Raw genomic sequence first — 13,376 nt, 5'->3', positions numbered from 1 at the left:
GAGAGAACTTCGTGTAGTTACATACAATCAAAAGAGTATACGTCTTGATTATCGTTTTCGCAGATTACGCATCTGTTCTTCGGCGGGGCGACCCAAATATCCGACAACGGACACGCGGATACGACATGGGCGACGGGAGGGTCACATGAGCTCGACTGAGATTGACTTCAACGCCGACGAGCGGCGCGGCAAGAGGGTGGCGACGCTCGGCGTCTTCTTTGCAAACGCCGGCGGGCCGGTGAGCACCTCGATGGTTGACGAGCGGTTTTACGCCGATCTCGGAGACGAAAATCGCAGGAAGACCTTCAAACGAGACCGCGACCTTCTTGCCGAGGCGGGCATCGTCATACGCGAGGCCGGCACGCAGCCCGTGTCGGGCGGCGGGTCCGAGAAACTCTGGGAGGCCGATACCGAGGCCAGCTTCGCGAGCGAAACCGAGCTCGAGCCCTTGGAAGCGATCGGCCTAGACATCGCATGTCAACCCTTGCTTGAGGACCCGGGGTTTGTTTTCTCGCGAGCGCTGCGGCGAGCCTTGGCAAAAATCGATCGGACCTTTGGGGACCCCGACCAGGCGGTTGCCGCAAATACGCCGCAGGTAGATGCCGTCACGGAGGTTATTTCCGACTGCATCGAGAGCGGGGTCGCGGCGCACATCTCTTACCGCGACGCAAACGGCGCGCAAAGCGAGCGTCTCTTTGCGCCGCTCGGCACGTTCTCGCTGCGCGGGCGCGGGTACGCCGTGGGCGACATGGTCGAGGAGGGCGGCGCGCGCAGGACGCTGCGGCTTGACCGCATCCTGGGCGCCGAACGAACAGCGACGCGCTACGACGCGCCGGTGGGCTTCGACATCAACGAGTATCGGCGACTCCCCTTCCAGATCGGCGAGGCGAGGTTCGACGCCGTGTTCGAGGTGCCAACCGAGCGCGAGGCCGACCTACGGCGCGCGGCCATTGGCAAAGGCAAGTTTGCCCAACTAGACGGCCGCTTAACCTGGCGTGTCGACGGCGTGGATGAGAAGGCCGCCGCCGCATGGGCCGTGGCGCAGGGCATACGACCCTTGAGCCCACAGGCGGTTGTCGACGCATGGAAACGCTGCTTGGAGGGGGTGTTGGCGCGTGGCTAACAAGAAAAACGCAGGCAGGCGCGGCGCGGCCGAGATCGTGCTCGACCTGCTGAGCCTCGCTTCTTCCCTCTCGGACCCGGGCGATTACGTCAGCGAGGGCGCCATCCAGAAGCGCTTCGGCTGCAGCCCCGAGCAGGCAGCGAAGCTCTACGCGCTGCTGACCAACCTCGTCGGCGACCCGAGCGGAATCACGGCGTACGAAGACGAGGAGGGTCTCGTCGTTGGGTCCACAGGGTCCTTCGGCCGTGCGCTGCGCCTCAACGCGAGCGAGACGTTTGCGCTGGTCAGCGCTTTGAATCGCCTTGGGATCGACGAAAATCACCCGCTGCGCGCAAAGCTGCAGGGAAGCCTCGCCAACGACAGCGCCGGCCAAGAGCTCGCCCGGCGCATGATCGCAGTCGCGCCCGAGACCGAAGTGAGAGACGCGGTCTCCGCTTGCTCGGCCGCCATCGCCGCACTGCACGACGTCGAGTTTGAGTACCGCAAAGCCGGCGGCACTCCTGAGCTGCGGCACGTTCGCCCCGAGCGCTTTTCTTTGGAAGACGGCGCGTGGTATTTGCACGGGATCGACCTGGATAAGCGCGCGGAGCGCGTGTTCAGGCTCGACCGTATGGACGAGGTCCGCGCCGTCGCGCGCGGCCGGGGCGACGAGGGCAACGACGCGCAGAGATGCGCGGCGCGGCGCGTTGAGCTCGAGTTTTACGATAAATGCTGGCTCGACCTCTTCCAGTGGCCGGGCCTCGAGCTGCGCGAAGCCGAGAGCAGCGAGGTCGTCGGCACTGTCCCTTATTTCGGCGGCATGTGGCTTCCCCAACAGATTGCCGGCTGCGGGGGAGACGTCGTCGCGCGCGATCCGGAGGTCGACGCCCTTATCCGCGAGTACGCCGCTGCCCAACTTCGCGGGTAGCTGCACGAAGGCGTTCCCAATAAGGCGAGCAATACCAGTGACTCGTCGCCGGCGATTGGTATTACTCGCGATTTTGAGACATCGGGGCAGAAATTCCTCAAATAATCGAGCGATACCAATGAATCGTGCCCGGACGTTGGTATCGCTCGAGTTTTTGGGAGCAAAGTTATGTGGAGGCTGTCGCCTGCAAAAAGGGGACTGTCCCCAAATTGCAGGCACAGCGACTTTACAGGCAGAAACCGGGCACGACGCCGACCTGGTTGGGCAGGGCCGGGTTGCGCGAGTAGGCGGGGTTGCCGTCCTCGTTACGCGGCGCGAGGTAGCGCTCGGCGTTTGCGGTGTCGGGGCTGCGGGTCCACCAGTTGACGCAATCGCCGCCGACGATGAGCTGGTTGGAAGCCTGGCTCCAGGAAACGCCCTGGTTGGCAAAGAGCTGGTACTGATCGCCCTCTGAGTTATAGCTGTAATAGCGATCGCTGCCGTCTTCGAGCGGCCCCACGAGCTCAGAGTACGAGGCGAGCCACACCTTGTCGTCGGTGACCTCCTGCTTCTGCGTCAAGGTGTAGCGGTTGGTCTGCTTCGAGACGCTAACCAGGGAATCCTTGACTTCGGTGGGCAGGCTCTCGAGGAACTCGCCATTGAGCCACTCGCGCAGGGTGGAAGAGCCCCAGTCAGTGTAGCCGGACTCGCACATGGCGCGCGTGCCCACGGAAGCATCGGCGATAAACGAGATGCCGGCGTGGCCGGTCCCGTCGGACTTGAGATCGTGCCAGAAGCCGACGATGCGCATGTTCACCGAGGTGCCGTCACTGAGCCGCAAGGTCTTGGCCTGGCTTCCGTCGAGGGAGCCGGAGGCGGAGCAGAGGTTGTACTTCTTTGCTACCTCGAGGGCCTCGGTCTCGCTTGTCTTGGACGAAATGACCGCCGCAATCTTCGAGAGGTCGGACCACGAGTAGTCATTGACGCTCGCCTCAACGGCGACGGCGATCTCCTCCTCGGGCTCGGCTTCTTCCTCGTCGGAGGCATCCTGGCCGGGCAACGTGACCTCGGTCGCAGGCTTGAGCTGCGGGGTCTCGGACTCGGCGGGCTTGCTGAAGAACGCCGCGAAGGCGCCGATGCCGATAAGGACCACGGCAGCAACCGCGATGATCGTCGCGATGAGGGGCTTGTTGCGCATCTTGTAGCGATCGTGTGCGTAGACGTAGCCCTCCCGCGCGGGGATGTCGGCATCGTCGTCGGTGTAAGGGTCGCTCGACCAGAAGGCGGAGACGTCGTCGGATTCGATGGAGTCGTCGTCAGTGGAGGGAATCTCGGGGACGTCGGGGAGGGTGACCGCGCGAAAGGCCGCGGAGGCGGATGCCGGCCTGGCGGCGGGGGCGTCCTCGGCGGCATCGATGGCAACAGTCTCCGCAAACTCGGTGACGGCGTCGGCTTCGAACGCATCGACAGATGCGGCCTCGGCATCAGCTGCGACCTCGGCAACCTCGGCATCAGCCGGCTCAGCGACCTTCTTGCTCGCCGCGACGGGGGCCTCGTGCTCGAGGCGCTCCTCCTCGCGCTCGGCCGCGGCGCTGGACTCGGTGCTCTCCTGCTTCTGGACCCTGTGCGCTGCTTCCTTGATCTCGCGCTCCTGGCGCATCTTCTCGGAGAGGGACGCGAACGATGCGTCCCAAGAACCGAAGGCCTTGGTGAGCTTGCTCTTCATATCGTCGATGGCACCGGCGACTCCCGCAGCGTCACCAGCCGCTCCGATAGCCCCCGTAGCCGCGGCCTCGGCGTCCTTCTCACCGTTGCCCGCGTGAGATCGCTCCGAGTTCTGCGACCAGCCTGCGTTTTTGTAATTGGAGGCGCTGGCGGGTGCCGAATTCACTCCCGAGCGAGGCGTCCTGTTCGGCTGGCTCATGCGACGCTGGACGTAGACTGAGCGCGAGGCCGGGACCACGGGCACGAGAGGTACGGCCGCAACGGGCAGCGTGCCTTCGAGCTTGAAGGGCACGGGAATGGTCTCGCGCTCGTCGATGGTATCATCCTCGAACTCGCCCACAACCACGGCGGCAGCGCCGGCCTCGGCGCCCGCCTCCTCAGTATCCGCTCCCTTCGCAGCAACGGCATCGCCGTCCGCAGTTTCCCCCACCGGAACGGCACACATATAGCAAAAACGGGCGCCCTCCGGCAGCTCCGTTCCGCAGTTCTCACAACGCATCGGCATCCTCCAGAACGCCTCGATACAATCCTTTTCCAATTTACCTGATTACAAGGGCGGCCCGCTTTGACACGGGCCGCTTAATTTTAATTATTTGAACCGCTCAGGATCTGGACCGGCGTGAACGATGTGGTGATCTGGTCTCTCAGCTCGTCTTGCAGCGCGTCGTCGATTCCCGTGATCGTGCAGCTAAAGTTGACGCCGGAGCTCGACTGAGTTTTTGTCCATACGAACGTCATGAACGATGTCACGTCACCGGTGGGTTTAAGGAAACCGAAAAGCTGCGAACGCTCGATATTGCCGTTCTCGTCGAGATGGACGTTAACGTGGTAGACCACGGTGTCGATCTTGGGGTTGAGCAGCGAGTTTACCGCGAAGGCCGTGGCCTGGACCTGGCTGCCGGCAAAACACTCGAGCGCGTTTTCGGAGCTGGTGTCGGTAACGGAGACCTCGATGCGGCCGGTATTCTCGTCGGCCTCAATAACGGAGAAGTCCTCGGGGAACTGCGTGAAGCCGTTGCCCCACTCGACGCCGCCGGAAAGCGCGGACGCGACGGTCTTCACGTTGACGTTCTCCGAGAGGTTCGAGGTGTTCGAGCGGCGAACGAAGCCGAAAACAACCTGCATGACGACGACGAGCGCGAGGAAGAAGACCACGAAAACGACGGCGGTCTTGGCGATGACCTTCTCGACGTTGGAGCCGGACGGGTCGTCGCCGGTGAGGGGGTCGACGTCGACGCCGGCGCCCTTCTCCTTGCGGCGGCGGCGCTCTTTGCGGGCGCGTTCCTCGTCGGTGTGGCCCGTCTCGTCGACGGTCGCGAACAGCGCCTCCGCCTCGTCGGCGGTGAGAGCGCCCTTTTGGATGCGCGCGATCTCGGTGTTCTTTGCCATGGTGTTCTTCCCTGAGTTTGGGCAGCGATATAGTCAGTATAGCGCCCGTGCCCCAACCGCGCCTGCCAACTCAACAACCTGCACAGGGTGACAGGTTCGCGCCCAGCCCGCCCCGCCGCCTGCGGTTTGGGGACTGTCCCCTTTTTGCACACGCGTGGAGGCTGCGGGCTCGTCGCCGAATCGTTGGGCGAATTGCTTGCGGCGGCGGTTCGTGTGCGGTTTGGGGACTGTCCCCAAACCGCGGGCGCCACGCTATTGCGCGAACTGCATGCGATAGTAGCGGGCGTACGTGCCGTCGGCGGCGAGAAGCTCCTCGTGCGTGCCGCGCTCGACGACGCGCCCGGCCTCGACGGTGGCTATCTCGTCGGCGCCCTTAATGGTCGAGAGCCGGTGCGCGATCACGATGGTGGTGCGCCCGCGCGCGAGCTCCTCGAGCGACTCCTGCACCACGCGCTCCGACTCGTTGTCCAGCGCGCTCGTGGCCTCGTCGAAGATCAGGATCGGCGGGTTCTTGAGGAAGACGCGCGCGATGGCGATGCGCTGCTTCTGGCCGCCGGACAGGCGCGTGCCGCGCTCCCCCACCTCGGTGTCGTAGCCGTCGGGCAGGCTGTCGATGAAGTCCGCGATGTTCGCGCGGCGGGCGGCCTCCACGACCTCCGCCATGCTCGCTCCAGGCTTGCCGTAGGCGATGTTCTCGCCGATGGTGCCATCAAAAAGGTAAACATCTTGCTGCACGAGGCCGATGACCTGGCGCAGGCTCTGCTGCGTGACGTCGCGCACGTCTTGCCCGTCGATGCGGATGGCGCCGGACACCACGTCGTAGAAACGCGGCAACAAACTGCAGGTAGTCGACTTGCCGCCGCCCGAAGGGCCCACCAGCGCGAGCGTCTCGCCGGGCTTGACCGCAAGGCTCAGGTGGTCGATGACCGGGCGCTCGCGGCGCTCGCCGTTCTCGTCGAGCTCCACGTCGGGGTAAGAGAAGCACACGTCGTCGTACTCGATGGCGCCCGCGCCGCAGGCGAACTCGGCCGCGTGCGCGGCGTCGGCCACGTCGGGGACGGTTCGCAGGACCTCGTCCATGCGCTTAAAGCCGGCGATGGCCTTCTGGTACATCTCGGTGGAGTTTACCAGCGTCTCGATGGGCGTCGAGAAGAGCGTGATGTAGAGCGCGAACGTGGCCATGTCGACGGCCGAGAGGTCGCCTTGCGCCACGAGCCAGCCGCCGAGGACGGCCACGACGGTGTAGAGGCAGCCGGTCATGAGGCCGTAGACGCCGTAATAGCGGCCCATCGTACGGTACATGTCCTCCTTGGAGACCAGGTAACGCTCGTTGGACTCGGCGAATTTGCGCTGCTCAGTGGCCTCGTTCGCAAAGGATTTGGCCACGCGGATGCCCTCGAGCGAGTCTTGCAGCTGGGAGTTCACGTCGCTTATTTTCGCGCGGTTGTCGGCAAAGTTCGCGCGCATGGTCAGGTTCATGCGGAACATGACGGCGGCGAAGACGAGCGTGACCGCGAGGATGGCCGCCGAGAGCGCGGGCGAGATGCCGAAGAGGATGATGAACGAGCCTACGATCTCGATGGAGCACAAGATGATCCACTCGGGCATGTGGTGGGCGGCCTCGCAGATGTCGAACAGGTCGTTGACCACGCGGCTCATCATGTCGCCCGAGCTGTGGGAATCGAAGTACGAGAAGCTCATGCGCTCGTACTGGTCAAAGAGGTCCTGACGCATCTGCGACTCCATGCGCGCGCCCATGATGTGGCCCTGGGCGCTCACGAAGTAGCGGCAGCCGCAGCGCACGAGGTACATCGCGGCGAGACCGGCGGCGATGGCGGGCAGCGCGGAGAGAATGGTCTGGGCGCCCTCGGTAAACAGGCCGTTCGTGAAGCCGCGCAGGATGATGGGAAACGCCAGGTCAACGGCCGCGATGACGACGGCGGCCACCGTGTCGGCAATAAAGAGCCCCATGACGGGGCGGTAATAGGCGATAAATCGCTTAAGCATTCAGGCTTCTTCCTTGCGGACAAAGGGACTGTCCCTTTGTCCTCTTTTTACAGGCGGTGGCTTATAGCGTCGCAGATCAGGGCGCCGACGACGGTCTTGGCGTCCTCGATGCGGCCGTCGAGCACGGCGTCCACGAGCTCGCCCACCTCGACGAGGTCGACGTTGATGAACTCGTCGGCGTCTGGGCTCGACTTGTCGAAGGTAAGGCCGGTGGCCATGTAGATGTGGATGAGCTCGTCGCAGAAGCCGTCCGACGTGGCGATGGTGGTGAGAAACGCCATCTTCTCGGCGACCATACCGGTCTCCTCGAGCAGCTCGCGGTTGGCGCACTCCAGCGGGTCCTCGCCCGGGTCGAGCTTGCCGGCGGGAATCTCGACGGTCACGCGGCCGAGGGCGGTGCGGTACTGGCGCACGAGGCAGATGCGGCCCTCCTCGGTAAGGGCAACGATGGCGACGGCGCCGGGGTGGCGCACCACGTCGCGCAGCGCCTTGCGGCCGTCAGGCAGCTCTACTTGCAGTCGGTTGACGTTGAAGATGCGGCCAATCCAGGCCACGTCCTCGGTCAGGGGTTTCTCGGCGAGGCCGGCGTCGCGCGGGTCGTCCTCGCCGAGCACCAGGTCGCGCTCGAGCGGGGAGCCGGACTCGTGGGTCTTCTCGGCGCGGTCGCCGTCGAAGGTAAAGGCGGCCACGGAGTCGCGCATATCGTCGAGCACGTCGCCGAGCTGGTCTTTGTTGTCGTTCTCGCTCATGGTTCCTCCAAATCAAGAGACGAACCTGTCATTTGGTGCAGGTCTGTCCCAAAACCGCTGCGGAAAGGGGACTGTCCCCAAACTGCAGGGGGTTGGTTAGCGGCCCTGGATGCAGCGCAGGCCGATGTCGGTGCGGAAGGTCTTGCCCTCGAAGTCGATGAGGTCGCAGGCGGCGTAGGCCTGCGCGCGGGCGGCCTCGAACGTGGGCGCCACGGCCGTCACGTCGAGCACGCGCCCGCCGTTGGTGAGCACCTCGCCGTTCTCGCCGAGTTTCGTGCCCGCGTGGTACACGGTCACGCCCTCGAGCACCGATGCGTCCTCGATGCCGGTGATGACCTTGCCCTTCTCGTAGGCGCCCGGGTAGCCCGCCGACGTCAGCACGACGCTGACGGCCCAATCGTCGCCCCAACGCACATCATGAGGGTCCAGCGTGCCGTTGTCGCAGGCAAGAAAAACGCCGACCAGGTCAGCCTGCATGCGCGGCAGCACGACCTGCGTCTCGGGGTCGCCAAAACGGGCGTTGAACTCGAGGACCTTCGGGCCCTCGTCGGTCAGCATAAAGCCGCCGTACAGGCACCCGGAGTACGTGATGCCCTCGGCCGCGAGCTCGGCCACGACGCGTTTCTCGATGTCGATCATCTGCGCGAGCTCATCGTCGGTGACCATGGGAACCGGGCTGTACACGCCCATGCCGCCCGTGTTGGGGCCGCGGTCGCCGTCGAGCGCGCGCTTGTGGTCCTGCGCGGTGGCAAGAGGAACGAGCGTCTTGCCGTCGGTGAGGGCCAGAAGCGAGCACTCGGGGCCCTCCATCATCTCCTCGACGACGACGGTGGCGCCGGCCTCGCCGAACGCGCCCGAGAAGCACTCGTGCACGCCCTCGAGCGCCTCCTCGGTGGTCTTGGCCACGATGACGCCCTTGCCCGCGGCGAGGCCGTCGGCCTTGACCACGATGGGCCCGCCGACCTGGCGCACGTACGCGGCACACTCGTCCTCGCTGGTAAAGCTGCGGTAGGCGGCGGTGGGCACGCCGGCGCGGGCCATAACCTGCTTGGCGAACTTCTTGCTGCCCTCCATCTGCGCGGCCTCGCCGGACGGGCCGAAGCACGGGATGCCGGCCGCGCGCACGGCGTCGGCGACGCCCGCCACGAGCGGGGCCTCCGGGCCGATGACCACGAGGCCGATGCGGTTCTCGAGCGCCCAGGCGGCCACGGCCTTGGGGTCCTCGGCGTCGAGGTCGACCTTGGTCGCGCGCTCGTACATGCCGCCGTTGCCCAGCGCGACGTAGATGTCGCCGGCGGTAGGCGACTCGGCGAGCTTTACCAGCAGCGCATGCTCGCGGCCGCCGGAGCCCAGAAGCAGGATATCGACCTTACCACTCATGAGATCCTCCAAGTAGATGTTTGACGTGCCAGTTTGACATTGGTTTTATCTGTATGGTTGCTTAGTATTTTGATGCCTGCTGGTTAATTAGCGGCCCGTCGGCGCCCGCGGCGAGGTACAGGTCTTTGGGCGCAAACCCCACGCCCACCGCCTCGGGACCGATGCTCGCCATGATCGACGGCGACGCCGAGGCGTGCCCCAGGAAGAGCGAGCAGAACTCGTTGGTGTCCAGCGGCTTCTCGATGGCGCGCACGGCCTGCGGCGACGTGCCCGCCATCACCGCGTAGACGAGCTCGCCTGAGCCGGAAGCCACCGAGCTCATGGCATGCGCGACGCGGCCGCACAGGTCGGTCATGTCGGTCGAACGGGCCAGCGCGGTGTACTCGCCGCCGCGCAGCAGGTAGAGCGAGCGCTCCCCCGCCAGGCGCAGACGCAGGCTGGCCGCGCGCGCGAGCAGGCCGCGGCGGCGTCGGCGAAAGGCGCGCTGCACGAACGGCGCGGACGACTCGGGGATGTAGAGGAAGCGCACCTCGCGCGAGAGGGCGCGGGCGCGGTCGACGGCATCGTCGAAGTCGACACCGGCCGCGCGGGCGCTGGCCAGGCGCTCAATGACCATGGCCGTGGCCACGGCGGCGACGCCCGTGTCAACGGTGCGGATGCGCACGCCGGGGTTCTGGAGCTCGGCCACAGCCTGCTCAGCCTCCGACCAGATGCCCGTCGCCTCGAGCGAGCTGCACACCACGGCGATCTTGTCGTAGCCGTCGTCGGCGAGGCACTGATACACCGAGAGGAGCTCGGCGGAGTCGGGCCGGCCCACGATGACGTCGGCGCCGGCCGCCGCAATGGCCTCGGCAGCGGTGGCGTTATCCTCCCCGTCGAGCCAGGCGCGGCCGCCCGCCTGCACGTGAAGCGGTACGCACACGACCTCCAGCCGAGTAAGAAGCTCGGACGGGAGGCCGCAAGTGCTATCACAAATTATGGCGAAGCTGTTGTTGGACACGCAGGGCTGCTCGCTTACTTCCAGTAGCGGTTGATGGTCTGCTCGCGGTCGGGGCCGACGGTGATGATGGACGCGCGGACGCCGGAGACCTGCTCGAGGAAATCAATGTAGTCCTTAGCCTCGCGCGGCAGCTGGTAGAAGTCGCGGACGCCGGAGATGTCGCACTTCCAGCCGGGGAGGGTCTCGTAGACCGGCTTGGCGTGGTAGAAGACGCTCTGGTGCTCGGGGACGGTCTTGTAGGTCTTGCCGTCGCACTCGTAGGCGACGCAGACCTTGATCTCGTCGAGGCAGCCGAGGACGTCGAGCTTGGTGATGGCCAGGTCGGTGAGGCCGTTGACGCGGGCGGCGTAGTTGACGACGACGGCGTCGTACCAGCCGCAGCGGCGCTTGCGGCCGGTGGTCACGCCGTACTCGTGGCCGACCTCGCCGAGCTTATCGCCGATCTCGTCGAAGAGCTCGGTCGGGAAGGGGCCGGAGCCGACGCGGGTGAGGTAGGCCTTGGCCACGCCCAGGACGCGTTTGATGTGCACGGGGCCCACGCCGGAGCCGGTGACGGCGCCGCCAGCGGTGCAGTTGGAGGAGGTGACGAACGGGTAGGTACCGTGGTCGATGTCGAGCATGGTGGCCTGGGCGCCCTCAAAGAGGATGTTCTTGCCGGCCTCGAGCTGCTCGTTGAGGAAGAGCGACGACTCCACGATGTAGGGGCGGATGCGCTCGGCGTAGGGCAGGTAGGTCTCGCAGATCTGGTCGACGGTGTAGGTCGGCATCTCGTAGATCTTCTCGAGGATGGGGTTGGTGTAGGCCAGGGCGGCCTCGAGCTTCTCGCGGAAGATCTTCTCGTCAAGCATGTCCTGGATGCGCAGGCCGATGCGGTTCATCTTGTCCATGTAGCAGGGGCCGACGCCGCGCTTGGTGGTGCCGATGAGGTTCTTGCCGAGCTTCTTCTCGTGGGCGCCGTCGAGGTCCTTGTGGTAGGGCATGACGATGTGCGCGTTGCCGGAGATCTTGAGGTTCTCGGCGGAGATGCCCTGCTCGGCGAGCATATCAATCTCGCCCAACAAGATCTCGGGGTCGACGATGCAGCCGTTGCCGATGACGGGGTAGGTGCCCTCGTACATGACGCCGGAGGGGACCTGGTGAAGCGCGAGCTTCTTGCCGTTGGCAATGACGGTGTGGCCGGCGTTGGCGCCGCCGGCGTAGCGGCAAACGACGTCAAAATCGCCGGAAATCAGGTCGGTGACCTTGCCCTTTCCCTCGTCGCCCCACTGCGTACCCACGAGCACTGATGCAGACATGCGTTTCCTCTCGTTGAGAAGACATAATTACTTCCCAAGTATAGCTACATGCACCCGCCTACACGCCGCAAACACACCATCCGCCAACACCGGGTGACAGGCCCGCGCCTGCGGTTTGGGGACAGTCCCCTTTTTGCAGCGGTTTCGGGACAGACCTGCACGTGGTGACAGGTTCGTTGTGCTGCACGAAATGACGGGTTCGCGCCCGCGGTTTGGGGACAGTCCCTTTTTTGCACACGCGTGGAGGCTACGGACTCGTCGCCGAATCATTGGGCGAATTGCTTGAAGCGGCGGTTCGTGTGCAAAAAGGGGACTGTCCCCAAACCGCGGGCGCGGGCCGGCTAATCCTGGTAGCGGTTGTCGATCTCGACGAACTTGGTGGAAGCGGCCAAAAACGTCAGCGGCACGTCGCAGATGGAGCCCGAGCGGTTCTTGGCGATGATGAACGTGGTCTCGCCTGCGTTTGGGCGGTCCTCGCGCGCGGCCTCGTCGTCGCTCATCGAGCGGTCGAGGAAGCAGACGATGTCGGCGTCCTGCTCGATGGAGCCGGATTCGCGCAGGTCAGAAAGCTGCGGGCGCTTGCCGGTTCGGTTCTCGACGGTACGGTTGAGCTGCGAGAGGGCCACGACCGGCACGCCCAGGTCCTTGGCCATGATCTTGATGCCGCGCGACATCTCGCCGACCTCGGTGGCGCGCGAGTCGGCGCGGTGACCGCCCTCGGGCGGCGAGACGAGCTGCAGGTAGTCGATGACAATGACGCCGAGTTTCTTGCCGCGCAGGATGCGGCGGGCCTTAGCTCGGATCTCGGTGACGGTCGTGCCCGGCGTGTCGTCGATGACGATGTCGAGGTTGGAGAGCTGGTTGACGGCCTCGAGTATCTGCGGCCACTGGTCGTCGCGGATGCGGGCGGAGCGGATCTCCTGCAGGCCGATGCGCGCCTCGGCGGCCAGCAGGCGCTGCGCGATCTCGGCCTTGGACATCTCGAGCGAGAAGAACGCGACCGACGCGCCGTGAAAGGCGGCGTTGGTGGCCAGGTTCAGCGAGAACGAGGTCTTGCCGACGCCGGGTCGGGCGCCCAGGACGATCATCTGGCCGGGGCGCAGGCCGAGCAGGCACTCGTCGATCTTGGGAAAACCGGTCTGCACGCCGTGGGTCTTCTCCCCGGCCATGGCCTGTTCCTCGAGCTCCTCGTACAGCTCGCCCATGATCTCCTCGAGCGACTGCTCGCTTTGGCGCACGTCGCGGTTGGTCACGTCGAGCAGGAGCTTCTCGGCGCGGTCGACGACCTCCTTGGTGTCCTCGGGGGCGTCGAAGGCGAGCGCCGTGATCTGCGCGGAGGCCTGAATCATCTTACGCAGGGTGGTGTCGCGATGGAGCATCTCCATGTGGCGGCGCCAGCCGACGAGGGCAAGGGAGTTGTTGCCCAGGCCGAGCAGGAACGAGCGGCCGCCGATGCGGTCGAGCTCGCCTTTGGAGCGCAGGTAGTCGGCCATGCTGATGGCGTCGATGGGCATGTTCTTGTCGAACATCTCACGCATGGCGATGTAAACCGTGCGGTTCGACGGGTGGAAGAAGTCATCCGGGGTGAGGCCGATGAGGCACTCCTGGAGCGCCTCCGCGGAAATCATCATGGCCGAGAGGACCGAGGACTCGGCCTCCAGGTCCTGGGGCATGTTGCGCCCCTCCTCCATGGTCATCTTCGTCGGGTTGATGCCGTAATCGCCTGCCACGCTCGCGCCTTTCACTCGAATTAGAGTCGATATTTTACTCGCATGGGGGCGAGTGTGGCGCGCCTGCCAAAAGTGATGGTCATTGGAAGCTG

General features: G+C 65.2%; 10 protein-coding genes. 2 read left to right on the top strand and 8 right to left on the bottom strand.

All coding sequences use genetic code 11. The features are described from left to right. Positions 1-145 precede the first annotated feature (145 nt). Positions 146-1,123, top strand: a complete 978-nt coding sequence (locus U5709_RS06530) for a WYL domain-containing protein (RefSeq protein WP_321970614.1) — start codon at positions 146-148, stop codon at positions 1,121-1,123. Beyond that, on the top strand, positions 1,116-2,030 hold the full coding sequence (locus U5709_RS06525) for a WYL domain-containing protein (RefSeq protein WP_321973040.1): 915 nt from the start codon (positions 1,116-1,118) through the stop codon (positions 2,028-2,030). Before U5709_RS06530 ends, U5709_RS06525 begins: the two co-directional genes overlap by 8 nt. 226 nt (positions 2,031-2,256) lie before the next feature. On the opposite strand, the gene U5709_RS06520 is transcribed toward U5709_RS06525, so the two are convergent. The 8 genes from U5709_RS06520 to dnaB form a co-directional block, all read right to left on the bottom strand. After that, positions 2,257-4,233 carry a DUF6273 domain-containing protein gene (locus U5709_RS06520; RefSeq protein ID WP_321973039.1) on the bottom strand — a complete coding sequence of 659 codons (1,977 nt, stop codon included), beginning with the start codon at positions 4,231-4,233 and terminating at the stop codon, positions 2,257-2,259. 86 nt (positions 4,234-4,319) lie between these two features. Next, positions 4,320-5,123, bottom strand: a complete 804-nt coding sequence (locus tag U5709_RS06515) for a hypothetical protein (RefSeq protein WP_321970611.1) — start codon at positions 5,121-5,123, stop codon at positions 4,320-4,322. A 252-nt stretch (positions 5,124-5,375) separates the two neighbouring features. Then, the gene (locus U5709_RS06510; protein ID WP_321973038.1) at positions 5,376-7,130 is read right to left on the bottom strand and encodes an ABC transporter ATP-binding protein; all 1,755 of its coding nucleotides are present in this window, start codon (positions 7,128-7,130) and stop codon (positions 5,376-5,378) included. Positions 7,131-7,177: 47 nt separating this feature from the next. Then, complete coding sequence (locus U5709_RS06505; protein WP_321970609.1) at positions 7,178-7,879, bottom strand: NUDIX hydrolase; 702 nt, start codon at positions 7,877-7,879, stop codon at positions 7,178-7,180. A 96-nt stretch (positions 7,880-7,975) separates the two neighbouring features. After that, on the bottom strand, positions 7,976-9,259 hold the full coding sequence (purD, locus tag U5709_RS06500) for a phosphoribosylamine--glycine ligase (RefSeq protein ID WP_321973037.1): 1,284 nt from the start codon (positions 9,257-9,259) through the stop codon (positions 7,976-7,978). 61 nt (positions 9,260-9,320) lie between these two features. After that, a complete protein-coding gene (locus tag U5709_RS06495) occupies positions 9,321-10,259 on the bottom strand; it encodes a DegV family protein (RefSeq protein ID WP_321973036.1) in 939 nt (312 codons plus the stop codon). Between the two features lie 14 nt (positions 10,260-10,273). After that, complete coding sequence (locus tag U5709_RS06490) at positions 10,274-11,554, bottom strand: adenylosuccinate synthase (protein WP_321970606.1); 1,281 nt, start codon at positions 11,552-11,554, stop codon at positions 10,274-10,276. A 341-nt stretch (positions 11,555-11,895) separates the two neighbouring features. Continuing rightward, on the bottom strand, positions 11,896-13,284 hold the full coding sequence (dnaB, locus tag U5709_RS06485) for a replicative DNA helicase (protein WP_415860336.1): 1,389 nt from the start codon (positions 13,282-13,284) through the stop codon (positions 11,896-11,898). Between the last annotated feature and the right edge of the window lie 92 nt (positions 13,285-13,376).

This window comes from Paratractidigestivibacter sp. (assembly GCF_963660155.1).
In the GTDB taxonomy this organism is placed as follows: Bacteria; Actinomycetota; Coriobacteriia; order Coriobacteriales; family Atopobiaceae; genus Paratractidigestivibacter.
Note: the sequence above shows the minus strand (reverse complement) of the source record. Positions and strands in the feature narration are given on the sequence as shown.